Source organism: Telluria sp. ZT3P39, assembly GCF_059685935.1.
Genome location: NZ_JCASIH010000015.1, coordinates 1 through 23,047, shown reverse-complemented (window position 1 = coordinate 23,047; position 23,047 = coordinate 1). Strand labels below are relative to the sequence as shown.

The 23,047-nt window shown below is 62.4% G+C and carries 18 protein-coding genes; 16 read left to right on the top strand and 2 right to left on the bottom strand.

All coding sequences use genetic code 11. The features are described 5' to 3' along the window. Nucleotides 1-19 precede the first annotated feature (19 nt). From ychF to AC56LR_RS14755, 8 genes are all read left to right on the top strand, one after another. Nucleotides 20-1,111: a redox-regulated ATPase YchF gene (ychF, locus tag AC56LR_RS14790; protein ID WP_497131501.1), complete on the top strand. Its 1,092-nt coding sequence runs from the start codon at nucleotides 20-22 to the stop codon at nucleotides 1,109-1,111. 684 nt (nucleotides 1,112-1,795) lie between these two features. Beyond that, nucleotides 1,796-4,573, top strand: a complete 2,778-nt coding sequence (locus AC56LR_RS14785; protein ID WP_497131499.1) for a type I restriction endonuclease subunit R — start codon at nucleotides 1,796-1,798, stop codon at nucleotides 4,571-4,573. Then, nucleotides 4,573-6,141: a restriction endonuclease subunit S gene (locus AC56LR_RS14780; RefSeq protein WP_497131497.1), complete on the top strand. Its 1,569-nt coding sequence runs from the start codon at nucleotides 4,573-4,575 to the stop codon at nucleotides 6,139-6,141. Before AC56LR_RS14785 ends, AC56LR_RS14780 begins: the two co-directional genes overlap by 1 nt. Beyond that, nucleotides 6,138-8,126: an RNA/DNA-binding domain-containing protein gene (locus tag AC56LR_RS14775; RefSeq protein ID WP_497131495.1), complete on the top strand. Its 1,989-nt coding sequence runs from the start codon at nucleotides 6,138-6,140 to the stop codon at nucleotides 8,124-8,126. The genes AC56LR_RS14780 and AC56LR_RS14775 overlap by 4 nt, the downstream gene beginning before the upstream one ends. Further along, on the top strand, nucleotides 8,123-9,583 hold the full coding sequence (locus AC56LR_RS14770) for a class I SAM-dependent DNA methyltransferase (protein WP_497131493.1): 1,461 nt from the start codon (nucleotides 8,123-8,125) through the stop codon (nucleotides 9,581-9,583). The genes AC56LR_RS14775 and AC56LR_RS14770 overlap by 4 nt, the downstream gene beginning before the upstream one ends. An 87-nt stretch (nucleotides 9,584-9,670) precedes the next feature. Next, nucleotides 9,671-10,573, top strand: coding sequence for a subclass B3 metallo-beta-lactamase (gene bla / locus AC56LR_RS14765; RefSeq protein WP_497131491.1), 903 nt, complete (start codon nucleotides 9,671-9,673; stop codon nucleotides 10,571-10,573). A 60-nt stretch (nucleotides 10,574-10,633) separates the two neighbouring features. Further along, nucleotides 10,634-11,479, top strand: coding sequence for an MOSC domain-containing protein (locus AC56LR_RS14760; protein WP_497131489.1), 846 nt, complete (start codon nucleotides 10,634-10,636; stop codon nucleotides 11,477-11,479). A gap of 107 nt (nucleotides 11,480-11,586) precedes the next feature. Next, nucleotides 11,587-12,705, top strand: coding sequence for a GGDEF domain-containing protein (locus AC56LR_RS14755; RefSeq protein ID WP_497131487.1), 1,119 nt, complete (start codon nucleotides 11,587-11,589; stop codon nucleotides 12,703-12,705). A gap of 109 nt (nucleotides 12,706-12,814) precedes the next feature. Here AC56LR_RS14755 and AC56LR_RS14750 read toward each other — a convergent pair whose 3' ends face one another. After that, nucleotides 12,815-14,794, bottom strand: coding sequence for a monovalent cation:proton antiporter family protein (locus AC56LR_RS14750; protein WP_497131485.1), 1,980 nt, complete (start codon nucleotides 14,792-14,794; stop codon nucleotides 12,815-12,817). A gap of 76 nt (nucleotides 14,795-14,870) precedes the next feature. Between AC56LR_RS14750 and AC56LR_RS14745 the strand changes: the two genes are divergently transcribed. The 8 genes from AC56LR_RS14745 (at nucleotide 14,871) to AC56LR_RS14710 (ending at nucleotide 21,491) form a co-directional block, all read left to right on the top strand. Next, nucleotides 14,871-15,893 (top strand): KpsF/GutQ family sugar-phosphate isomerase, encoded by a 1,023-nt coding sequence (locus tag AC56LR_RS14745; RefSeq protein ID WP_497131483.1) that lies wholly within the window; start codon nucleotides 14,871-14,873, stop codon nucleotides 15,891-15,893. Continuing rightward, a complete protein-coding gene (locus tag AC56LR_RS14740) occupies nucleotides 15,894-16,424 on the top strand; it encodes a KdsC family phosphatase (protein ID WP_497131482.1) in 531 nt (176 codons plus the stop codon). An 18-nt stretch (nucleotides 16,425-16,442) separates the two neighbouring features. Continuing rightward, nucleotides 16,443-17,042 carry an LPS export ABC transporter periplasmic protein LptC gene (lptC, locus tag AC56LR_RS14735; RefSeq protein WP_497131480.1) on the top strand — a complete coding sequence of 200 codons (600 nt, stop codon included), beginning with the start codon at nucleotides 16,443-16,445 and terminating at the stop codon, nucleotides 17,040-17,042. A 28-nt stretch (nucleotides 17,043-17,070) separates the two neighbouring features. Beyond that, on the top strand, nucleotides 17,071-17,625 hold the full coding sequence (gene lptA, locus AC56LR_RS14730) for a lipopolysaccharide transport periplasmic protein LptA (protein WP_497131478.1): 555 nt from the start codon (nucleotides 17,071-17,073) through the stop codon (nucleotides 17,623-17,625). Beyond that, complete coding sequence (gene lptB / locus AC56LR_RS14725; protein WP_497131477.1) at nucleotides 17,622-18,395, top strand: LPS export ABC transporter ATP-binding protein; 774 nt, start codon at nucleotides 17,622-17,624, stop codon at nucleotides 18,393-18,395. The genes lptA and lptB overlap by 4 nt, the downstream gene beginning before the upstream one ends. Before the next feature lie 2 nt (nucleotides 18,396-18,397). Next, a complete protein-coding gene (locus AC56LR_RS14720; RefSeq protein WP_497131475.1) occupies nucleotides 18,398-19,876 on the top strand; it encodes an RNA polymerase factor sigma-54 in 1,479 nt (492 codons plus the stop codon). Nucleotides 19,877-19,934: 58 nt separating this feature from the next. Continuing rightward, nucleotides 19,935-20,288: a ribosome hibernation-promoting factor, HPF/YfiA family gene (gene hpf / locus AC56LR_RS14715; RefSeq protein WP_497131474.1), complete on the top strand. Its 354-nt coding sequence runs from the start codon at nucleotides 19,935-19,937 to the stop codon at nucleotides 20,286-20,288. Between the two features lie 120 nt (nucleotides 20,289-20,408). Next, nucleotides 20,409-21,491, top strand: a complete 1,083-nt coding sequence (locus AC56LR_RS14710; RefSeq protein WP_497131473.1) for an enoyl-CoA hydratase/isomerase family protein — start codon at nucleotides 20,409-20,411, stop codon at nucleotides 21,489-21,491. A 107-nt stretch (nucleotides 21,492-21,598) separates the two neighbouring features. Here AC56LR_RS14710 and AC56LR_RS14705 read toward each other — a convergent pair. Beyond that, a partial coding sequence (locus tag AC56LR_RS14705) for an Ig-like domain-containing protein (RefSeq protein WP_497131471.1) occupies nucleotides 21,599-23,047 on the bottom strand: 1,449 nt, incomplete at its 5' end.

Below are 23,047 nucleotides of genomic sequence, written 5' to 3'. Positions count from 1 at the left end.
CGAATTAGAAAGAATTCCCATGAGTCTCCAATGCGGCATCGTCGGCTTGCCGAACGTCGGCAAGTCCACCCTGTTCAACGCCCTGACCAAGGCCGGCATCCCGGCCGAGAACTACCCGTTCTGCACGATCGAGCCAAACGTCGGCGTGGTCGAGGTGCCGGATCCGCGCATGCAGGCACTGGCAGACATCGTCAAGCCGGAGCGCATGGTGCCGGCCATCGTCGAATTCGTCGACATCGCCGGCCTGGTGGCGGGCGCCTCGAAGGGCGAGGGCCTGGGCAACCAGTTCCTGTCGCACATCCGCGAAACCGACGCCATCGTCAACGTGGTGCGCTGCTTCGAAGACGACAACGTGATCCACGTGTCCGGCAAGGTCAACCCGATCGACGACATCGAGGTCATCCAGACCGAGCTGGCGCTGGCCGACCTGACTGCCGTCGAAAAGGCGATCCACCGCGAGAACAAGAAGGCGCGTTCGGGCGACAAGGACGCGGCCAAGCTGGTGGCGATCTGCGAGCGCATCCTGCCGCACCTGAACGAAGGCCAGCCGGTGCGCACCATGGGCCTGGACGCCGACGAGATGCTCCTGATCCGTGACCTGCACCTGATCACCGCCAAGCCGGCCATGTACGTGGCCAACGTGTCGGACACGGGCTTTACCAACAATCCGCTGCTGGACCAGCTGACCGAATTCGCGAAGAAGCAGAACGCGCCGATCGTGGCGATCAGCGCCGCGATCGAAGCGGAAATCGCCGACCTCGACGACGCCGACAAGGCCGCCTTCCTGGGCGACATGGGCATGGACGAGCCGGGCCTGGACCGCCTGATCCGCGCCGCCTACAAGCTGCTCGGCCTGCAGACCTATTTCACCGCCGGCGTGAAGGAAGTGCGCGCCTGGACCGTGAAGGTCGGCGCCACCGCCCCGCAAGCCGCGGGCGTGATCCACACCGACTTCGAGCGCGGCTTCATCCGTGCCCAGACCATTTCGTATGACGACTACATCGCCTTGAAGGGCGAAGCCGGCGCCAAGGAAGCGGGCAAGATGCGCGCTGAAGGTAAGGAATACGTGGTCAAGGATGGTGATGTGTTGAATTTCCTGTTCAACGTCTAAGCATCAGGTCGGAATCCGACGGATTCCGATGGACATTAAACGCCCCGATCTGTCTTCAGGTTTGGGGCGTTGTCTTATCCGCGAGTTGGCTGGGCTTTGACAACTCTAGATCGTACTTAGATTTAGCAGATCTAAATTTGGCGCGACCACTATGCTCTTCTTGCCTGAGAGTTTTTCAACACAATAGGCTAGAAGCGGTATGCCACGGTCATGAGCTGGCTATATTCGCGGTGCCGTTCAAACCTCTGATGCCCCAGCGCCGCCCGCGTGACAGCGATTCTTCATTCTGGCGCCCCGCATTGTTCGTCTAGTAGCAGCTTGGCAATTCCAATCACATCCGTGGCATGAAAATGCCGCAGAGGAAATGCGCTGCCGCTACAATATGGCCATGCATACAGACGGCCTTATCTGCGAACTTGCTCTACGCCTGCACCGCTCCGGTAAGGCGCGGACTCGGCTCCATCTACCGCAGTTAGAAGGCGGCTATGCAGACCACACCTCGCCAATAGTTCGTTTTGACAAAAAGGTGCGTCAGTTCGCCAGTTTTCCAAGCCAGCCAGTCTTCCTCTTGGCCTATGGTGTGTTACTGAGCCAAGGCGCTGAGCCAGGCGCGCGATCAAACCCCTTGCGCCATATCGGTTATTGCCGGGCGACAAACCCGCACTTTGGGAAGGAGGAAGATGCATGACGCCAGAAGCTAAGGCCCGACAGCAGATCGACCAGAAACTCGAACAAGCCGGCTGGGTTATCCAGGACATGAAACATTTCAACCTGTCAGTCGGGTTGGGCGTGGCCATACGCGAATACACTACCGACACCGGCCCGGCCGATTATGTGCTGTTCGTGGATCGCGTGGCCTGCGGCGTGATCGAGGCCAAGAAAGACAGCGCTGGCGAGAATCTCACCGTAATCGAAAGTCAGACCGAGCGCTACGCCGGAGCCAACCTCAAATGGCGCAAGGACAACACGCTACTGCGCTTTCTGTTCGAGGCCACCGGCCAGATCATCCGCTTCACCGATAACGCCGACCCGGCACCGCGCTCGCGCGAACTATTCCACTTCTTCCAGCCCGGTCAACTCAAGGAATGGCTGGCCCAGCCCGACACCCTGCGACGCCGCCTCATCGAGCAGATGCCGGCGCTGCCCGAACAAAACCTGCGCGACTGCCAGATCAGCGCCGTCACCGGGTTGGAAAAATCGCTGGCGAAGAACAGGCCGCGCGCGCTGATCCACATGGCCACCGGCGCGGGCAAGACTTTCACCGCCATCACCGCCGTCTACCGCCTGCTCAAGTTCGGCGGCGCCAAGCGCATTCTGTTCCTGGTCGATACCCGCAACCTCGGCAAGCAGGCGCACCAGGAATTCATGGCCTATACGCCACCGGACGATGCGCGCAAATTTACCGAGCTTTACAACGTACAACGGTTGGCATCTTCCAGCATCGACCCGCACGCGCAGGTGTGCATCAGCACCATCCAGCGCATGTACTCCATCCTTAGCGGCGAGCCCATCGATGAAGCCGCCGAGGACGTGTCGCTCAACGAGGTGCAGCAAACGGCGAAGCAGGAAAAGCTGGTTCGCTACAACCCGGCGATTCCGGTCGAGGAATTCGACTTCATCATCATCGACGAGTGCCATCGCAGCATCTACAACCTGTGGAAGCAGGTGCTCGACTACTTCGACGCCTACCTCATCGGTCTCACCGCGACGCCAGACAAACGCACCTTCGGTTTCTTCAACGAGAACATCGTCGCCGAATACAGCTACGAAGACTCGGTGGCCGATGGCGTGAACGTCGGTTATGACGTGTACGAGATCGTCACCGAAGTCACCCAGAAAGGCGCGGAGCTGAAGGCAAAAGAGTGGGTGGATCATCGCGACCGCGCCACTCGCAAGAAGCGCTGGGCCGAAACTGAGGAAGACACTGCCTATTCCGCCAAACAGCTGGACAAATCGGTGGTCAATCCGAGCCAGATCCGGCAGGTGATCCAGGCAATGAAGACGGCGGTGGAAACGCAGATCTTCCCTGCACGCCAGGAAACGCCCAAGACCCTCATCTTCGCCAAGACCGACAGCCATGCCGACGACATCATCAAGATCGTGCGCGAGGTCTACAACCAGGGCAACGCCTTTTGCCGCAAGGTCACCTACAGCGAAAAGGACGCCGATGGCGTGCTGACAAGCTTTCGCAATGACTTCCATCCACGCATCGCAGTCACCGTGGACATGATCGCCACCGGCACCGATGTGAAACCGCTGGAAGTGCTGCTCTTCATGCGCGATGTGCGCAGCAAGGGCTATTACGAACAGATGAAAGGCCGCGGCGTGCGTAGCCTGGATGCCGACAGTCTGAAGCGCGTCAGCGGCAGTGCCGACGGCGCCAAGACCCGCTTCGTACTTATCGACGCGGTGGGCGTGGAAAAATCCTGCAAGACGGAAAGCCGCCCGCTGGAAAAGAAACCCGGCGTGGTGCTGAAAGATCTGCTGCAGGGCGTGGCCTTGGGACACCGCGACGACGACACCGTGCTGTCACTGGCCAACCGCCTGGTGCGCCTGAACAAGCAGCTCGATGACAAGGCCAGGGCTCGCATCGAAAAGCACAGTGGCGGCATCCCGTTGGGCGGGCTGGGCAAGGCGCTGATTCATGCGTTGAACCCGGATGCCATCGTGCAAACCGCGCTGGCCACGGCGAAGGCGAAGGGCATCACCCGCAGCGAAGACAGCTTGCTTCCCGAAGAAATCGACGCCGCCCGCACGACTCGTGTGATGGCAGCCTGCGCGCCTTTCGATAATCCAGAACTGCGCGACGAAATTGAAAACGCCCGCCGCGAGCGCGAGCAGCTCATCGACCACATTAACCTGGATCAGGTGACATTCAGCGGCTTCTCCGAGCAGGCCGAGGCGCAGGCGCACAAAACGATCCAGAGCTTTGCCGACTACCTCAAGACGCACAAGGATGAAATCGCCGCGCTCGGCTTTTTCTACGCCCAGCCCTATCAGCGCCGCGCGTTGACCTTTGACATGATTGAAGAGTTGCACGAGCAGTTGAGCCGCCCACCGCTGATGCTCACCACCGAGCGGCTCTGGAGCGCCTATGCTCGGGTACAGACCAGTCGGGTGGAAGGCGCGGACAAGAAACGCCAGCTTACCGATCTTGTGTCCCTCGTGCGTTTCGCGCTCGGACTGGATCGTGAACTCAAACCCTTTGCCGACGAAGTGGACCGGCGCTTCCAGGCTTGGATCTGGCGCCACAACGCCCAGCGCGGGAGCGCTTTCAGTGCTGAGCAAACCGAATGGCTGCGGCTGATGAAGGAGCACATTGCGAGTTCGTGCTCGATCGATCGCCAGGATTTTGATTACGCCGAACTGGCCGATAAAGGCGGGCTGCAGAAGGCTTGGGGGCTATTTGGTAAGGAGTTGGATACACTGATGAATGAAATGAATGAGGAGTTGGTCGCGTAATGGCTTTTACGATGTCCGTTGCCGAAGTAATCGCGGCAGATACGACTGGATTGTTGGCAAAGCACGTTTCGTGGGAGCGAGTTCCCTTGGCCGCAGTGGCAGCAATCCTGAATGGCGCACCATTCGATTCATCACTTTTTAGCTCAACGGTTGGCATCCCTCTTGTTCGCATTCGAGATGTGCTTTCTGGCGAGACCACAACCTTTTACATGGGCACATACGACGACGTGTACTTGGTGAAACAGGGTGATCTGCTGATCGGCATGGATGGTGATTTCAACTGTGGTTACTGGGGTTCGCAGCGTGCTCTTTTGAACCAGCGGGTTTGTAAGGTCACGCCCAACGGTTCGTTCTACGACAAGCGATTTCTTGCTTATGTATTGCCTGGGTATTTGGCAGCAATCAATGCCAACACGCCATCAGTTACTGTGAAGCATTTATCATCGAAGACCACCGGCGCGATTGACCTGCCTCTTCCACCTCGCGCTCAACAAACCCGCATCGTCGCCAAGCTCGAAGAGCTGCTGTCCGACCTCGATGCCGGCGTGGCAGAGCTGAAGGCGGCGCAGAAGAAGTTGCAGCAATACCGCCAGTCCCTGCTCAAGGCTGCCGTGGAAGGCGCGCTCACGGCCTCATGGAGGGAAACACAGCGGGGCGCGAAGACGCCCCTTGAGACCGGCGCGGAACTATTGGAGCGCATCCTTCGCGAGCGCCGCGTCCGCTGGGAAGAGAAGCAGCTCGCCAAGTTCAAGGAACAAGGCAAAACCCCACCCAAGGATTGGCAAAAGAAATATCCCGAACCTGTTTCGTCGGACACCACCGGCCTTCCGGCATTGCCGGAGGGGTGGGTGTGGGTGAGTATGGATCAGCTTTCGCATTTCGTTCGGAACGGTATCTCCAAGACTCCAAACACGAATAGTGTTGGTTACTCCATCCTCAGAATCAATGCCGTTCGCGCCATGTCGGTTAGCTTCAACGAGACCAAAAACATTGATCTTGTTGCAGACGAGGCAGCAGACTACTTCATCGAAAATGGCGACTTGCTGGCGACGCGATACAACGGCAGCGTGGACTTGCTTGGTGTCGTTGGCCTCGTGCGTAACCCCCCATCCGAAATGCTTCACCCCGACAAGCTGATCCGAATGAAGCCCGTTGTTGAAGGGGCATTGGGACTATGGATTGAGATAGCAGCAAACACTAGTTACTCGCGAAAGCATATTGTTAAGCGAGTCAAAACGACTGCTGGGCAGACCGGGATTTCCGGCGAAGACTTGAAAAAGATGCCAATCCCGTTGCCTCCGCTTACTGAGCAGAGCATTTCAGTGGAACTCGTATCCCGTCAGCTTGCGGCATTGATTGAGCAGCATTCGGCGGTCGAGCGTGCGCTCAAACAATCTTCCGCCCAACGCCAAAACATCCTCCGCGCCGCCTTCGCCGGCCAGCTCGTGCCGCAAGACCCGAATGACGAACCCGCGAGCGTGCTGCTCGAACGCATCCGCGTCGAGCGCGCCGCACAGGCCGCCACGAAAAAGCCGCGTGGGCGCAAGACAGAGAAAGCCGCAGCATGAACGACCTGGTTGAAGAACCGTGGAGCGAGGAAGACTTCGCTGGCCTGGCCGAATCCTCCGATCTGGAGTGCAAGGCGGCACAGGGGCGCGATGGACGTGGCGAGCTCCCGGAGGATTTCTGGAAGAGCTACAGCGCCATGGCCAATACCGACGGCGGAGTCATTCTGTTGGGCGTGCAGGAGAAGCCGCGCGGGCAGTTCCGGGTGCTGGGGATTTCCGATGTCGAGCGGGTGCGCAAGGCGCTGTGGGACAACCTGCATAACCGGAAGCAGATCAGCCTCAATTTGTTGAGCGAGACCGACGTCCAGCCAACCCAGGTTGCCGGCAAAACGGTGCTGCAGGTGCGGGTGCCGCGTGCGCTTCGTCAGCAGCGGCCTGTGCATATGGGCAGTAATCCTTTCGGCGGCACCTGGTTGCGCCGCTTTGAAGGCGATTACGCCGCCGACGACGAAGCGGTGCGCCGTATGCTGGCGGAGCGTGTGGAAGATGCGCGCGACGAGCGCGTGCTCAAGGGCTTTGACTTCGGCGACCTGGACATGGACACCGTGGCTGCCTACCGTAACCGCTTTGCAGCGGTGAAGCCGGGCCATGTATGGACGGATCTTCCGGTACCGGAATTTCTTGAGCGCATAGGCGCCTGGGGCAAGAACCGCGAAGAAGGCTATAGCGGGCTGCGGCTGGCGGGCCTGCTGATGTTCGGCCGCGCCGAGGTGATTCGCGACGCGTTGCCGCATTACATGGTGGACTTTCAGGAGCGTCCCGAGGCCAAAACCGAGAAGCGCTGGATCGACCGCCTAGTGCCTGACGGCAGCTGGTCAGGCAACCTGTACGACTTTTTCCGCCGCGTGTACCAGAAGCTCACGGCCGATCTAAAGGTGCCGTTTCAGTTGCAGGATGGCCAGCGGGTCGAAGACACGCCTGTGCATGAAGCGCTGCGCGAGGCGCTGGCCAACACGCTGATCCATGCGGACTACACGGGGCGCGTGTCGGTGCTGGTGGTCAAGCGACCCGATATGTATGGCTTTCGCAATCCGGGACGGATGCGCATTCCACCGGAAATTGCCATTCATGGCGGTAATAGCGATTGCCGCAACCGCCGCCTGCAGACGATGTTCCAACTGGTGGGCTACGGTGACCATGCCGGTTCAGGCTTGCCCAAGATTTACACCAACTGGGCAGGCCAGCACTGGCGTCGACCGGTGCTGTACGAGCTGGCGGAGCCCGAGCAGACGCTCATGGAGTTGCGCATGAGCAGCCTGGTGCCGGCGCAAGCCGTTGCCGAGCTGACCAAGCTGTTGGACGCGCGTTTTGCCGCGCTGCCGGAAACCGCGCGCCTGGCCCTCATCACGGCGCAGGTGGAGGGACTGGTCAGCCACGACCGACTCAAGCAAATATCCACCGACCATCCCGCCGACCTGACCAAGATGCTGCGCGGTCTGGTGCGGGACGGGTTTCTGGTGCCGGACGGCGCTGGCCGGGGAATGGTTTATTTTCTACCTTGGCAACGGCGCTCTGCGGCGACGGTGTTTGACTTGGCTGATCAGGCCGGTTCGGCAGCGAGCGCCGATGTTGTACCACCGGACCTCGCTGCCGTACCACCGGAGCTAGTCGCCGTACCACCGGAGCTAGTCGCCGTACCACCGGAGCTAGCGTCGCCAGCTTCTGCGCTGGCTGGGCCTTATCTCGACTGGTCGACGCTCCCTGATGCGCTGCAGGCCCAACTGATCGAACAGGGGCGCATGGTATCCGGGCAAGGGCGCGTGGCCCCGGCGACCCTGCGGGAAACCATTCTGGCACTCTGTACCAATCGCTTGCTGGGGCTGCGTGTGCTGGCACAGGCGCTGCGACGCGACCCGGACGATCTGCGCAAACGAACACTTACTCCCATGGTCAGGGAAGGCGCCCTGCGCACCGCTTATCCTTCCATGACGGACCCACGGCAAGCGTATACCGCTTCGACCAATTCTGCGGAAAATAACGAATGAACACCTCCAACCTCATCCAGAAAGTCTGGAACTTTTGTCACACGCTGCGCGATGACGGCGTGGGCTATGGCGATTACCTGGAGCAGCTCACCTACCTGTTGTTCCTGAAGATGGCCCACGAGTATGCGCAGGAGCCGTACAACCGCGACACGCACGTTCCCAAGGGTTTCGACTGGGCCACCTTGCGCAGCAAGACCGGCGAGCCGCTGGAAGCGCACTATCTCGCCACCCTTCACAAGCTGGGTTCCGGGCCGGGCATGCTGGGCGCGATCTTCTTCAAAGCACAGAACAAGATTCAGGACCCGGCCAAGCTCTCGCGCCTGGTGCAGATGATCGACGAGCAGAGCTGGGTGGGCATGGATGCCGACACCAAAGGGGACTTGTACGAAGGGCTGCTGCAAAAGAACGCGGAGGACACCAAGAGTGGCGCTGGCCAGTACTTCACGCCGCGTGCCGTGATCCAGGCCATGGTGGAGTGTGTGCGACCAGAACCGGGCAAGACCATTGCCGACCCGGCCTGCGGCACGGGCGGCTTCTTCCTCGGTGCCTACAACTGGCTGACCCGCCCGAACGCCACGTTGAACAAGGCGCAAAAAGCTTTCTTGCGCGATGCAAGCTTCCATGGCAACGAGATCGTGCCCAGCACACGCCGTCTATGCCTGATGAACCTGTTTCTGCATAATATCGGCGAGCTGGACGGCGAACCTTCAGTGGATCGTTCGGATGCCCTGATCGCGGAGCCAAAACGCAAGGTAGATTACGTGCTGGCCAACCCGCCGTTTGGCAAAAAGAGCAGCATGACCATCACCAACGAGGAGGGCGAGGAAGACCGCGACGCGCTGACCTACGAACGCCAGGATTTCTGGGAAACCACCTCGAACAAGCAGCTCAACTTCCTGCAACACATCGTCAGCATGCTGAAGGTAGACGGCAAGGCTGCCGTGGTGTTGCCCGATAACGTGCTGTTCGAGGGTGGTGCTGGCGAGAGGATTCGCAGGAAATTGCTGGAGACCTGCGACGTGCATACCATCTTGCGCCTGCCCACGGGCATCTTCTATGCGCAGGGTGTGAAAGCCAACGTGGTGTTCTTCGACAATGCGCCCAAGGACGGTCGTGTGCATACCAAAGGCGTATGGTTCTACGACCTGCGCACCAACAAGCACTTCACGCTGAAGACACGCACACTGAAGCTCGATGACTTGCAGGACTTTATCACCTGCTTCCACCCGGAAAGCCGTCACGAGCGACAAGAAACTGAACGCTTCAAGTATTACCGCTACGAAGACTTGATCGCCCGCGACAAGGCCAGCCTGGACATTTTCTGGTTAAAAGACGACAGCCTGGACAAGCTCGATGACCTGCCGCCACCCGATGTGCTGCAGCAGGAAATCATTGAGCATCTCGAAGCAGCCTTGGTTTCGTTTCGGGATGTGGCAGTCGGATTGCGGGGAAACTGACATCCGTACAGTTGGACTGCCGCGTAAGTCCAAGTATCCGGACATGCCGAACAATTTCACTAGCTGCCACGACGAATGATGAAGAACATGATGAAACCGGCCGTCCTGGTGCTGGCACTGGCGGGCATGAACGGCGCGCTGGCGCAGGATGCAATCAAGTGCACGTCCTGCGTCGAATGGAACCAGCTCGCCGCGCCATTCACCATCCATGGCAACGCCTACTACGTCGGCACCGCCGGCCTGTCCGCCATTCTGGTCACCGGCCCGCAAGGCCACGTCCTGCTCGACGGCGCGCTGCAGCAGTCGGCGCGGCTCATCCAGAAAAATATCGAAACGCTTGGCTTCAAGATGAAGGACGTGAAGCTGATCCTCAACTCGCACGCCCACTTCGACCACGCCGGCGGCATCGCCGCGCTGCAAAAAGCCAGCGGCGCGATCGTCGCCCACAGCCCGCACGGCGCCCAGGTCCTGCGCGACGGCACGCCGGGCACGGACGACCCGCAATACGACCCGAAGGACCGCTTCCATATCCCGAAGGTCGCGCAGGTAAAGGAAGTAAAAGACGGCGAAACCCTGAGCGTCGGCCCCCTGCGCTTCACGGTCCACCACACCCCCGGCCACACGCCCGGCGGCACGACCTGGACCTGGCAGTCGTGCGAGCAGGGCAGGTGCCTGGACATGGTCTACGCCGACAGTCTGACCCCGGTGTCCACCGATGGCTTCTACTACAGCGGCGGCGCCAATTACCCGGACCGTACCGCGAGCTTCCGGGCCACCCTCGCCAAGGTGGCCGGCCTGAAATGCGACATCGTCATCGCCGCCCATCCGTCCGCCACCGACGCATTTGCCAAAGCCGCGGCCAGGACCGCGCAGTCCAACCCCTTCATCGATCCGGAAGGCTGCCGCAAGCTGGCCGCGGGCGCGACCCGCAACCTCGACGCACGCCTGCTGCGCGAACGCGAGGAGAAGGCGAAAGCGGCCGGCCGCTGAGCGTGTCAACGAGGTCGAACCCTGCCATACTGTCGGCCTTCATTCGCAAGGGTTGACAGCATGGCCACCGTTACCGAACTCGTTCTCTACCCGATCAAGTCCTGCGCCGGCATCCATGTCGCCGAAGCGGCATGCGGCATCGACGGCTTCTCCGCGCAAGGCGTGCATGACCGCGAGTGGATGCTGGTCACCCGCGACGGCCAGTTCCTGACCCAGCGCGAGTATCCGCGCATGGCGCTCATCACCCCCCGCATCGACGGCGATACGCTGGAAGTGACCGCGCCCGGCATGCCGCTGCTGCGCCTGCCCCTGGCGCACGATGCAGCCGCCCCCACCGTCGCCGTGCAGATCTGGTACGATCGTGTAAGCGCCGCCGACTGCGGCGACGCCGCTGCCGCCTGGTTCGCCGAAGCCGTGGGCGCCGATTGCCGCCTGGCGCGCTTCCGCCCGGAAGTGCAGCGCCCCACCAGCACCAAATGGACCGGCGGCGCCCCGTCGGCCACCCGCTTCGCCGACGGCTACCCGATCCTGCTGATCGGACAGGCCTCGCTCGACGACCTGAACGCAAAGCTGCAAAGCGCCGGCCGCGCGCCGCTGCCGATGAACCGCTTTCGCCCGAACCTCGTCCTCGATGGCCTGGAAGCCTTCGAGGAAGACTTCGTCGAATCGCTGACCGCCGGCGAATTGAGTGTGCGACCGGTGAAACCCTGCGCCCGCTGCCCGATCCCCTCGATCGACCAGGCCACCGGCGCCATCGGCCCCGATCCGCTCGACATCCTGCAAACCTACCGCGCCAATCCGCGCATGGAAGGCGCGGTCTGCCTGGGCATGAATTGCATCGTCGCCAGCGGCGCCGGAAGCAGCCTGCGTGTGGGGCAGGAACTGGAAATGACCCTGAATTTTTGACACTTGTAAAAACTTTGTGTCGCTAAATCGCCCACCTTCGGGCGGTTTTCGTTTTCAAGCAAGGTCAGATGGCGTAATGTTACGGTTATTGCTGAAAGGAATTTTCAATGCACGAGCCAGATGCGCTGACGCGAGAGCTGATGTTGGAGAACGAGACCCTGCGTTCCCGCATGGCGTACCTGCTCGAACAGGCCGAGCGTAACCATTCGATCATGACGCGCCACCAGGCCTTCGACCTGCAGATCGTCGGCGCCGGCAGCTTCCAGGAACTGGTTTCGACGATTTTCCGCACGCTGCCTGTGATTTCGGAGCTCGATACGGTGACCCTGTCGCTGGTCGACCCTGAGGCCGACATCTATACCGTCATGTCCAAGCTGGGCGTCGACTACGAACAGCTGCAGGACCTGAGTTTCTGCGAGCACGCCAGCGATCTCGGTTTCGAGCACGTAGAGGGCCGCCGTCCGCGCCCGCTGCTCGGGCCCTATGCGCCATCGCAGCACTGCGCGCAGTTCCCGCATCCGCCCGTCGGGCTGCAAAGCGTGGCCCTGGTGCCGCTGCTGCGCAACACGCGCCTGATCGGCAGCCTGAATCTGGGCAGTGCCGACGCGAACCGCTTCACCGCGGCCCTCGGCACCGACTTCCTCGAGCACATGGGATCGATCATCGCGATCTGCCTCGAGAACGTCATCAGCAACGAGATGCTCAAGTTTATCGGCCTGACCGATGCGCTCACGGGCGTGTACAACCGCCGCTACATCGACCGCCGGCTGGTGGAAGAGATCGCGCGGGCGCGCCGCCAGGGCTATCGCATTTCGTGCCTGTACATCGACATCGACCACTTCAAGCAGGTCAACGACAGCGTCGGACACGGGGGCGGCGACGACGTGCTGCGCGAGGTGGCGTCGCGGATCAAGGCGGAACTGCGCATCTCGGATGCGCTCGGGCGTTTCGGGGGCGAGGAATTCGTGGTGCTCCTGATCGATGCGGGGCTGGAGAGCGCCAGCGTGGTCGCGCAGCGCATTCGTAACAGCGTGGCGGTGACGCCGGTGGACCTGTCGAGCGGCGAGCACGTGTCGGTGACGGTGTCGATCGGGGTGGCGACGCTGGATGATTTCGAGCGCGATCATGCGATCGAGGGCGTGGCGCAGGATCTGGTGGCGCAGGCGGATACGGCCTTGTATCGCGCCAAGGCGGATGGGCGTAACCGGGTAGTCACGGTTTCGTAGGGTGGGCGGGTTCCCCGCCCGCGCGTTCAACCGTCACGAGAATAGCCGCGCGGGCAGCAGCACCGTAGTTTGAACGCGCGGCCGGGAAGACCCGGCCACCCTACACAAGTCACAACAGCCGGCTCTCGGCCCTGCTCACCGCTTCCCCCGCCCCGCGCAACACCAGCACATCCCCCACCAGCAGCATCGTCTCCGGATCCCAGCTCAGGCTCTGCCCGTTGCGCCGCAGCGTGGTCACTTCGGCCCCGACTTCTTCCAGCTCCATCTCCTTGATGCGCCGCCCCACCGCGGCCGCTTCGCTGCGCAGCGTCACCGAATGCAGCCGCACATAGGTGTGTTCCGGATCGTCCGACACGTCGCCCGCGCCATGGAAGTAGCCGCGCAGCGAGGCATAGCGTTCGTCGCGCGCGTTCTGCACGCGGTGCACCACGCGGCGCAGCGGCACGCCCATCACGACCAGCGCGTGCGAGGCCAGCATCAGGCTCGATTCCAGCGCTTCAGGCACCACTTCGGTGGCGCCGGCGCGCTTGAGCTGATCGAGGTCGCTGTCGTCGTGGGCGCGCACGATCACCGATAAATTCGGCGCCAGCTCGTGCACCAGGTGCAGCACCTTCAGCGCGAGCGGGGTATTGGCGAAGGTGATCACCAGCGCGCTGGCGCGGTTGATGCCGGCCGCGATCAGGGCTTCGCGGCGGGCGGCGTCGCCGTAGGACACGTTGGCGCCGGCGGCCTGCGCTTCCTGCACCCGTTCCGGGTCCAGGTCGAGCGCGTACCAGGGCAGTTTTTCCTCGCTCAGCAAGGTGGCCAGGCTCTGGCCGCTGCGTCCGAAACCGGCGATGATCACGTGCTTCTGGGTCTTCATGGTGCGGCTGGCGAGCTGGGTCAGCTGGAGCGACTGCATCATCCATTCGTTGGCCGCGACCTTCATCACGATCTTGTCCATGTTCTGGATCACGAAGGGGGCGACCAGCATCGACAGCACCATCGAGGCCAGCACCAGCTGGATCAGGAAGTCGTCGATCAGCTTCGAGCCGGAGGCGAGGTTCAGCAGCACGAAGCCGAATTCGCCGGCCTGGGCCAGCGCCAGGCCGGTGCGCATCGACACGCCGTCGCTCGAGCCGAAGGCCTTGGCCAGGGCCGCGATGATCGCGAATTTCAGCAGCACCGGGAACACCACGAGCGCGAGCACCAGCCACCAGTGCTGCAGCACGACGCCGACGTTGAGCAGCATGCCCACCGTGATGAAGAACAGCCCGAGCAGCACGTCGCGGAAGGGCTTGATGTCTTCTTCCACCTGGTGCTTGTACTGGGTCTCGGAGATCAGCATGCCGGCCACGAACGCGCCCAGCGCCAGCGACAGGCCGGCCTGCTCGGTGACCCAGGCAAGACCCAGCGTCACCAGGAGCAGGTTGAGCATGAACAGCTCCTGCGAGCGGCGCTTGGCGACGATGGTGAACCAGTTGCGCATCAGCTTCTGTCCGAAGATCAGGAGCAGGGCCAGCACGAAGGCCGCCTTGAGCGCCGCCCAGCCGAGGGTCGCGGCCAGTTCTTCGGGCGGGCGCGCCAGCGAGGGGATCATGATCAGGAGCGGCACCACCGCCAGATCCTGGAACAGCAGGATGCCGATGATGCGGCGCCCATGCTCGCTCTCGAGTTCCAGGCGTTCGGTCAGCATCTTGACGACGATGGCGGTGGACGACATGGCCAGCGCCCCGCCCAGCGCGAAGGCCGCCTGCCAGCTCACATGCATCTCGGGCACCCACCAGGAGATGAACAGGCCGAAGCCCATGGCGGCCGCGATTGTCAATACGACTTGAGCCAGACCCAGGCCGAACACGATGCGGCGCATCGATTTGAGCTGGGCCAGGGAGAACTCCAGCCCGATCGAAAACATCAGGAAGACGACGCCGAATTCGGCCAGCGCGTGGGTGGCGGGACTGTCGTCGGCCAGCGCCAGCGCGTGGGGGCCGATGAGGACGCCGACGGCCAGGTAGCCGAGCATCGGCGGCAGGTGAAGCATCCGGAAAGCGACCACGCCGAGTACGGCGCAGCCCAGCAGGAGCAGGGTCAGTTCAAGTCCGGAATGCATCTTCCCCGTGATTCGTTGTTGTAGTTTGTTACCACTGGCAAGTTTTTTGCTTGGCCAATTCGTTTATACTGCCACGATGAGTGTAACCGATGAAAAAACAATGCTGAAAAGTTTTGATGCCGACCAGGCCCGCCGCGTGCTGGAGCTGGGCCGCGAGACCCTGGCCATCGAGGCCGACGCCATTCGCGCGCTGCATGCGCGCCTGGGCGACGACGACAGTTTCGTGCGCGCCGTGCAGCTCTTGTTGGGCTGTACCGGGCGCGTAGTGGTGTCCGGCATGGGCAAATCCGGCCACATCGGCCGCAAGATTGCCGCCACCCTGGCATCGACCGGCACCCCGGCCATGTTCGTACACCCGGGCGAAGCCGCCCACGGCGACCTGGGCATGGTGACGGCGCAGGATGTCTTCATCGCCATCTCGAACTCGGGCGAATCGTCCGAGCTGCTCGAAATTTTGCCAGCTGTCAAAAGAATGGGCAGCAAGGTGATCTCGATGACCGGCAAGCCGCATTCGCGCCTGGCCAAGCTGTCCGAGATCCACCTCGATATTTCGGTGGCCAAGGAAGCCTGCACGCTCAATCTCGCCCCGACCACCAGCACCACCGTGACGCTCGCCATGGGCGACGCCCTGGCGGTGTCGCTGCTGGATATGCGGGGTTTTCGCGAAGAAGACTTCGCGATGTCGCACCCGGGCGGGGCCCTGGGCCGCCGCCTGCTGACGCACGTGCGCGACGTCATGCGCAGCGGCGACGCGATTCCCGCCGTGAGCCCCGACACGCCGCTGGCCAAGGCCCTGCTGGAAGTCTCGCAGAAGGGCATGGGCATGACCGCCGTGATCGACGACGAGCGCCGCCCGGTCGGCGTGTTCACCGACGGCGACTTGCGCCGCCTGATCGAGCGCCTGCACGATTTCTCGAACATCGCGATCCGCGACGTGATGCATGCCGGCCCGCGCACCGTGCACCCGGAACAGCTGGCGGTCGACGCCGTCGCCGTGATGGAAGAATTCCGCATCAACCAGATGCTGGTGGTGGACCTTGACGGCCGCCTGGTCGGCGCGCTCCACATCCACGACCTGACCCGCGCCAAGGTAATCTAAATGACTCCACTGGAACACATGCAGCGCGCCGCGCGCGTGAAAGTCATGATCTTCGACGTCGACGGCGTGCTCACCGACGGCAGCCTCACCTACGGCCCGGACGGCGAAGTCACCAAGACCTTCAATGTGCTCGACGGCCTGGGCATCCAGTTGCTGGGCAAGACCGGCGTGCAGACCGCGATCATCAGCGCGCGCCTGTCGCCGATCGTGGTCAAGCGGGCAAGCGATTTGGGCATTGCCCACGTCTACCAGGGCATCCACGACAAGCGCATCGGCTTTGCCAAGCTGTTAGACGCCACCGGCGTGACCGCCGAGGAATGCGGTTACATCGGCGACGACGTGATCGACCTGCCGCTGCTCACGAAAGTCGGCTTTGCCGTGGCCGTGCCCTCGGGCCACCCGGAAGTGCAGCACCGCGCGCATTACGTCACGAAGAACGCGGGCGGGCGCGGCGCCGTGCGCGAAGTCTGCGACCTGGTCATGCGCGCCCAGGGCAGCTACGAACAGGCGCTCGCGCCTTACTTCGCCTAAGCGCTCGCACGAACAGATATGGTCACGTACAAGCGCACCGCCCACCGCTGGAGACTGCTCAGCGTCATGATCATCGGCGTCTTCCTCGCCTTCGGCAGCTTCTGGCTGGTGCAGGTGATGGACAGCGACGATGGCGATACGCGCCTGGGCGGGCCGATGGACGAGCCGGATTACATCGTCGAAAATTTCTCCTTCGTGCGCATGACCGAAGAGGGCAAGCCGAGCTATGTCGTGTCGGGCAAGCGCCTGGCGCACCAGCCGCAGGGCGACGTCTCCGAGGTCGAGCAGCCGGTGGTGCAGGGCATGACCCCGGGGCGCCCGCGCACCACCGTGGTGGCCAACCGCGGCCGCATCTACCACGAAGAACACCGCGTCGACCTGCTCGGCAAGGTCGACATCCAGCGCCCCGCCACGCCCACCAGCGAAGCGCTGCGCGTACGCACCGAGGCACTCACCGTGCTGCCCGACGAAGAGATCATGAAGACCGACCAGCCGATCGTGATGCAGCTCGGCGCCTCCACCATCCGTGGCACCGGCATGGTCGCGAACAACGCGACCCAGAAGCTGCACCTGGCCAGCCGCGGCCAGATCGTCTATCCGCCACGCGCGCAACGCTAGCGCGCACGTCATCACAGGACAAGCACCCATGAAAAAAATCATCCTTGCCGCCCTTCTTGGCCTGGCCTCCCTCGGCGCCTTTGCCGAGCGCGCCGATTCGCTCAAGCAGGCCGTGATCAACTTCGACACCCTGGACGTCGACGAGGTCACGCAAACCCGCATCCTGACCGGCAACGTCGTGCTCACGCGCGGCACCCTGGTACTGAAATCCGACCGCGCCCAGGTGAAAGAAACTCCGGAAGGCTACATGAGCGTGACGCTTACCGCGGCGCCGGGCAAGCTGGCCACCTTCCGCCAGAAGCGCGACGGCGGCCCGGACCTGTGGGTCGAAGGCCAGGCCCAGCGCATCGAATACGACGAGCGCGCCGAGCTGGTGAAACTGTTCACGGCCGCCGAAGTGCGCGAGCTGGAAAGCGGGCGCATGACCAACGAAATCAAGGGTCCGTTCATCTCCTACGACAACCGCAAGGAAGTCGCCCAGGTGCGCAACGACGCCAGCGGCCAGAGCAAGGTTGGCGGCGGGCGCGGCACCCTGATCATCGCCCCGCGCCGTCCTGCAGCCGCAGAAGGCGGCAAGCAATGACGCTAGCCTCGACAAGCGTGCGCGAAGGCTGCAGCACCCTGATCGTCAAGGGATTGCAAAAGAGCTATGGCAAGCGGCTGGTGGTGCGCGACGTCTCGCTGCAGGTCGATTGCGGCGAAGTGGTCGGCCTGCTGGGCCCGAACGGCGCCGGCAAGACCACCTCGTTCTACATGATCGTCGGCCTGGTGCCGTCGGACGCCGGCTCGATCGACATCAATGGCACCGACATCTCGAGCCTGCCGATCCACCGGCGCGCGGTGCTGGGCCTGTCCTACCTGCCGCAGGAAGCCTCGGTGTTCCGCAAGCTCACGGTGGAAGAGAACATCCGCGCCGTGCTGGAACTGCAGCGCACCGATGAGGGCAAGGCCTTGTCGAAGGACGAGATCAACGAGCGCCTGGACACCCTGCTGGCCGAGCTGCAGATCGAGAAGCTGCGCGAGAGCCCGGCGCTGTCGCTGTCCGGCGGCGAGCGCCGCCGTGTGGAGATCGCGCGCGCGCTGGCGACCAACCCGCGCTTCGTGCTGTTAGATGAGCCGTTTGCCGGCGTGGACCCGATCGCCGTGATCGAGATCCAGCGCATCGTGCGCTTCCTGAAAGAGCGCAACATCGGCGTGCTGATCACGGACCACAACGTGCGCGAGACGCTCGGCATCTGCGACCGCGCCTACATCATCAACCAGGGGGCGGTGCTGGCCTCGGGCCGTCCGGACGACATCATCGCCGACGAGTCGGTGCGCCGCGTCTACCTCGGCGAACACTTCCGCATGTGACCATGAAACAGTCCCTGCAACTCCGCACTTCGCAGCACCTGGCGCTCACGCCGCAGCTGCAGCAGTCGATCCGCCTGCTGCAGTTGTCCACGCTCGAACTGCACCAGGAGCTCGAGCAGATACTGACCGATAACCCGCTGCTCGAACGCCTCGACGATCCGCTCGACCACTCGGTGCGCCTGCTGGCCGACGGCGCCATCAACAGCGCCCCCGCCAGCGGCGAAGCCCCGGCCGCGCAGCCGGCACAGGAAGGCGGCGAAGGCGAGGGCGCCAAGCCAGAGGCCGACGGCTTCGAAGACGGTGACCGCGACCGCGGCGAGCCTGACGGCGACTGGGGCGGCGAGGGCGGGGGCGCGCGCAGCGGCGACGACGAAGACGGCCGTCCGCAGCTGGAAGCCTGCAGCGTGTCGCTGCGCGAGCACCTGGCCGAACAGGTGCGCACCACCGGCTGCAGCGTGCGCGACCGCGCGCTGGCCGAACTGGTGATCGATGCGCTCGACGACAACGGCTATTTAGAGGAGCCGCTGGACGACATCCACGCGCGCCTGCCCGCCGAACTCGAGATCGAGATGGACGAGCTGCGCTGCGCGCTGGCGCTGGTGCAGAGCCTGGACCCGCTCGGCTGCGGCGCCCGCAGCGCGGCCGAATGCCTGGCCCTGCAGATCCGCCGCATGCCGGGCGTGCCGATGGTGACGCGGCGCCTGGCGCTGAAGATCGTCGAAGGCTACCTGAGCTGGTTCGCACAGCGCGAATACACCAAGCTCAAGAAGGCGCTGGACTGCGACGACGAAGACCTGCGCGAAGTGCAGGCCGTGGTCCGCCAGTGCAATCCGCATCCGGGCGCGGCCTTTGCGTCTGCCACCTCCGACTACGTGGTGCCGGACGTGATCGTGCGCCGCGCCAAGAGCGGCTGGTCGGTGATGCTGAATCCGGACGTGATGCCGAAATTGCGCGTCAACTCACTCTACGCCAACCTGCTCAAGCAGGGAAAAAGCGAAAGCCAGATGGGCGCGCAGCTGCAGGAAGCCAAGTGGCTGATCAAGAATATGCGCCAGCGTTTCGATACAATTTTGCGTGTGGCGGAGGCGATTGTAGAGCGCCAGCGCAACTTTTTCAGCCATGGCGCGGTTGCCATGCGTCCGCTTGTGCTGCGCGAGATTGCTGATACACTAGGCCTACACGAGAGCACGATTTCTCGCGTTACAACGCAGAAATACATGCTGACCCCCCACGGCATGTTTGAACTGAAATACTTCTTCGGAAGCCACGTCGCCACCGAAGCGGGGGGAGAAGCATCTTCCACGGCGATCCGCGCGCTTATTGCGCAATTGACAGGAGCAGAAGACCCTAAGAACCCTCTATCCGACAGCAAGATCGCGGAAATGCTCGGGGAACAAGGTATGGTCATTGCGCGCCGGACGGTAGCCAAATACCGTGAGGCGCTCAAGATTCCTCCCGTCAGCCTCCGCAAGTCTCTGTAACTGCACTGCCCACACCTACCTTGTGGCGCGGGCAGCGCGACATTTCAAAGGAGTGTGTATGAACCTCACTATCAGTGGTCATCATCTTGAAGTGACTCCCGCAATTCGTGAATACGTTCAGAATAAGCTCGAGCGCATTACCCGCCATTTCGATCACGTGATCGACACCCACGTGTTCCTCGCCATCGATAATCTCACCGAAAAAGAAAAACGGCAGAAAGCCGAGATCAACCTGCAAGTATCAGGAAAAATTTTGCATGTGGCCAGTGCCGCGCAAGACCTGTACGCGGCGATCGACACGCTGATGGACAGGCTGGACCGCCAGGTCATCAAGCATAAATCCATGCTGCAAAATCATAATCACGTGGCGCACAAGCGCCTGCCGGATCTCGGCGAAGCAGCCGCAGCGTAAATACGCGCAGCAGCAATGACAGCGAGGGCGTCTGAGGGGACGCCCTTTTTGCATCCAACAGGCTTCGCGTGCACGCGACTGTTCGGTAAAATGGATGTTTTTTCGATCACAGCACATCCCATGACCGACACCGTCCTGACCCGCGTCGCCAACCGCACCGGCGTCATTACGCTCGACCGGCCGAAGGCCCTGAACTCCCTGTCGCTCGACATGGTGCGCGCGCTCACCGCGATCCTGCGCGACTGGCAGCATGACACCGGCATCGACGCGGTCGTCATCACCAGCTCGAGCGAGAAAGCCTTGTGCGCGGGCGGCGACATCCGCTTCTTCCACGAGATGGGGCATGTGGGGCCGACTGGCGGCAGCGCGCTGCTGGAAGACTTCTTCACCGAAGAATACGCACTGAACCACCTGATCCATTTCTACCCGAAGCCGTATATCGCGCTGATGGATGGCGTGGTGATGGGCGGCGGCATGGGCATCGCCCAGGGCGGCCCCGATTGCGGCCTGCGCATCGTCACCGAACGCAGCAAGGTCGCCATGCCCGAGGTGAATATCGGCCTGTTCCCCGATGTCGGCGGCAGCCATTTCCTGTCGCACGCGCCGGGCCAGCTGGGCCAGTACCTGGGCCTCACCGGTTTGACGATCGGCGCGGCCGACGCGATCTACGTGGGCCTGGCCGACCTGTTCGTGCCGGGCGAGAAGATGGGCGAGTTGATGGCGCTGGTGGATACTACTGCGGGCGCGGATCTGCCGGCAGCGATCCGCGCGTTTGCCGCGCAGTGTGCGGGTGCTGCCGGCGCGAGCGAACTGCAGGCGCAGCGCGCGGTCATCGATGCGCATTTCGGCGCTTCCTCGGTGGCCGCCATCATGGCATCGCTCGCGCGCGACGAGAACCCGTTCGCGCAAAAAGCCTTGAAAGCCATGCGCCAGCGCTCGCCCCTGATGATGTGCGTCACCCGCGAACTCCTGCAGCGCGGCGCCGCGCTCGACGTGGCCGATTGCCTGCGCATGGAGCGCTCGCTGGTGCGCCACAATTTCGAACACGGCGAGGTGCTCGAAGGCGTGCGGGCGCTGGTGATCGACAAGGACAATGCGCCCAAGTGGACTCCGGCGACGCTGGAAGAAGTCACGCCGGAGATGGTGGCGAAATTCTTCGAGCCGGTCTGGCCTGATTACGCGCATCCGCTGCGGCACCTGTAGCAAGAAACACGGTTGATCCGGCTCGTACTTCGATGCCGGCGCGTCTATTCGATGTGGCCTGGTTCGAGCAAGGGCCTGCACTGCCAAAGCGCAGGCCCTAGTGCGCCCTATAGGGGCATGCCAAACGCAATGGCACCCGTCAGTGCCGAGACGCTCGGCACGCCGACCAGGACGATCGACGTACCAGGCAGGCTGATGAGTAGATCGTTGCCGGTGTCAGTGACATACTTCGCGATGAAAGCATCGACGCTCATCGGCGTTGAGAAGAAGTCTGCAAAAAACAGCTTGTCTCCCTCGGCGGCTTTGAAATCCAGGAGGCGGTCATTGCCGTTCTGGGGATCGAATATGAACTTGTCAGCGCCAGTACCGCCAGTGAGGATGTCATTGCCCTTGCCGCCCATGATGACATCACCTTCGGTGCCACCATCGAGCGTGTCATTGCCGCTGTCCCCGTAAAGATAGTCGATGCCTGCGCCGCCTGTCAGCCTGTCGTCCCCGTTGCCACCGTAGAGTGCATCGGTGCCGCCATAGCCAGAGAGCGTGTCATTGCCATTACCACCCTGGAGTACATCCTCGGCATTGTTGGTAAGATTGCCCGAGAGCGTGTCGTTACCGTTTCCTCCATTCAGATTCACGCCTTTGTCGCCAGTCGACCCTGTCATCAGCAAGGTGATGGAATCTGTACTCGTCAGCCCACCCGCATCCGTTACTGTGTAACTGAATACTGCCTTCAGCGCCTGGCCCATCACCATCCAGTCCAGCTCCGTGGATGGCAGGAGTGTGACGCTGGTTCCATCGGCCGAGATCTGCGCCTGCACATTCAGGGAAGAGAGCGCGACCTCCGCACGGGTGACCGGATTGATCAGTTTCGTAAGAGCATTGGGATCGCTGTTCGCCCAGCTCAGCGTTGCCACGTTCGAGCCCAGGGAAAGGATGTGCTTGTCGCCAGCATCCTGGTCGTAGACAGAATCGGCAACCTGGAAGGTAAGCGCTGCGTTTTCAATAGTGGACAGGCTGACCGGTGCGGCAACCGGCGCTTCGTTGACATTGTTGATGCCAAGGTTGATTGCCTGGGTGGTGTGATTGCCGGCGGTGTCCGTCGCGACTACGGAGAAGCGGTAGGCGTTTTGGCCTTCGTAGTCAGGGTTTTCCTTCAGTGTGACGACACCGTCAGCATTCAAGGCAAACTTGCCGGCATCGGTGCCATCCAGGCGATAGGTGACCGAATGCTCGTCTGTTGCCTGCGCCCGATACACAATCTCATTGGCGCCAATGTTTTCCGCAGCGCTAGTAGTCGCCGTGGAGATGAAACTCGGGCCTTTACTGTCGAGCGTAAAGCTGAGCGAGGCGTTCTTGCTGTTTCCCGCCTTGTCCGTATCGGCCACGCTGACGGTATGGTTGCCGTCGGCCAGCTTGCTGGCGTCGTAGCTGCTCACCACCGCGCCATCGACCGTGATGACGCGGGTTGCATCGCTGTCGGCCGCGTTGAAGCTCAAGCCGGCCTGGTTGGTCAGCTTGTCGCCGGCTTCGCCGCTGTCGGACGCCAGCGCCAGGGT

Excerpts from the sequence above, each read along its gene's own strand:
- AC56LR_RS14755 (WP_497131487.1), top strand. The coding sequence starts at position 11,587 with ATGCACGAGCCAGATGCGCTGACGCGAGAGCTGATGTTGGAGAACGAG.
- lptC (WP_497131480.1), top strand. The coding sequence starts at position 16,443 with ATGGTCACGTACAAGCGCACCGCCCACCGCTGGAGACTGCTCAGCGTC.
- AC56LR_RS14750 (WP_497131485.1), bottom strand. The coding sequence starts at position 14,794 with ATGCATTCCGGACTTGAACTGACCCTGCTCCTGCTGGGCTGCGCCGTA.
- AC56LR_RS14740 (WP_497131482.1), top strand. The coding sequence starts at position 15,894 with ATGACTCCACTGGAACACATGCAGCGCGCCGCGCGCGTGAAAGTCATG.
- hpf (WP_497131474.1), top strand. The coding sequence starts at position 19,935 with ATGAACCTCACTATCAGTGGTCATCATCTTGAAGTGACTCCCGCAATT.
- AC56LR_RS14775 (WP_497131495.1), top strand. The coding sequence starts at position 6,138 with ATGAACGACCTGGTTGAAGAACCGTGGAGCGAGGAAGACTTCGCTGGC.
- AC56LR_RS14780 (WP_497131497.1), top strand. The coding sequence starts at position 4,573 with ATGGCTTTTACGATGTCCGTTGCCGAAGTAATCGCGGCAGATACGACT.
- AC56LR_RS14770 (WP_497131493.1), top strand. The coding sequence starts at position 8,123 with ATGAACACCTCCAACCTCATCCAGAAAGTCTGGAACTTTTGTCACACG.
- AC56LR_RS14745 (WP_497131483.1), top strand. The coding sequence starts at position 14,871 with ATGAGTGTAACCGATGAAAAAACAATGCTGAAAAGTTTTGATGCCGAC.
- ychF (WP_497131501.1), top strand. The coding sequence starts at position 20 with ATGAGTCTCCAATGCGGCATCGTCGGCTTGCCGAACGTCGGCAAGTCC.
- AC56LR_RS14760 (WP_497131489.1), top strand. The coding sequence starts at position 10,634 with ATGGCCACCGTTACCGAACTCGTTCTCTACCCGATCAAGTCCTGCGCC.
- lptB (WP_497131477.1), top strand. The coding sequence starts at position 17,622 with ATGACGCTAGCCTCGACAAGCGTGCGCGAAGGCTGCAGCACCCTGATC.
- AC56LR_RS14720 (WP_497131475.1), top strand. The coding sequence starts at position 18,398 with ATGAAACAGTCCCTGCAACTCCGCACTTCGCAGCACCTGGCGCTCACG.
- lptA (WP_497131478.1), top strand. The coding sequence starts at position 17,071 with ATGAAAAAAATCATCCTTGCCGCCCTTCTTGGCCTGGCCTCCCTCGGC.
- AC56LR_RS14785 (WP_497131499.1), top strand. The coding sequence starts at position 1,796 with ATGACGCCAGAAGCTAAGGCCCGACAGCAGATCGACCAGAAACTCGAA.
- bla (WP_497131491.1), top strand. The coding sequence starts at position 9,671 with ATGATGAAACCGGCCGTCCTGGTGCTGGCACTGGCGGGCATGAACGGC.
- AC56LR_RS14710 (WP_497131473.1), top strand. The coding sequence starts at position 20,409 with ATGACCGACACCGTCCTGACCCGCGTCGCCAACCGCACCGGCGTCATT.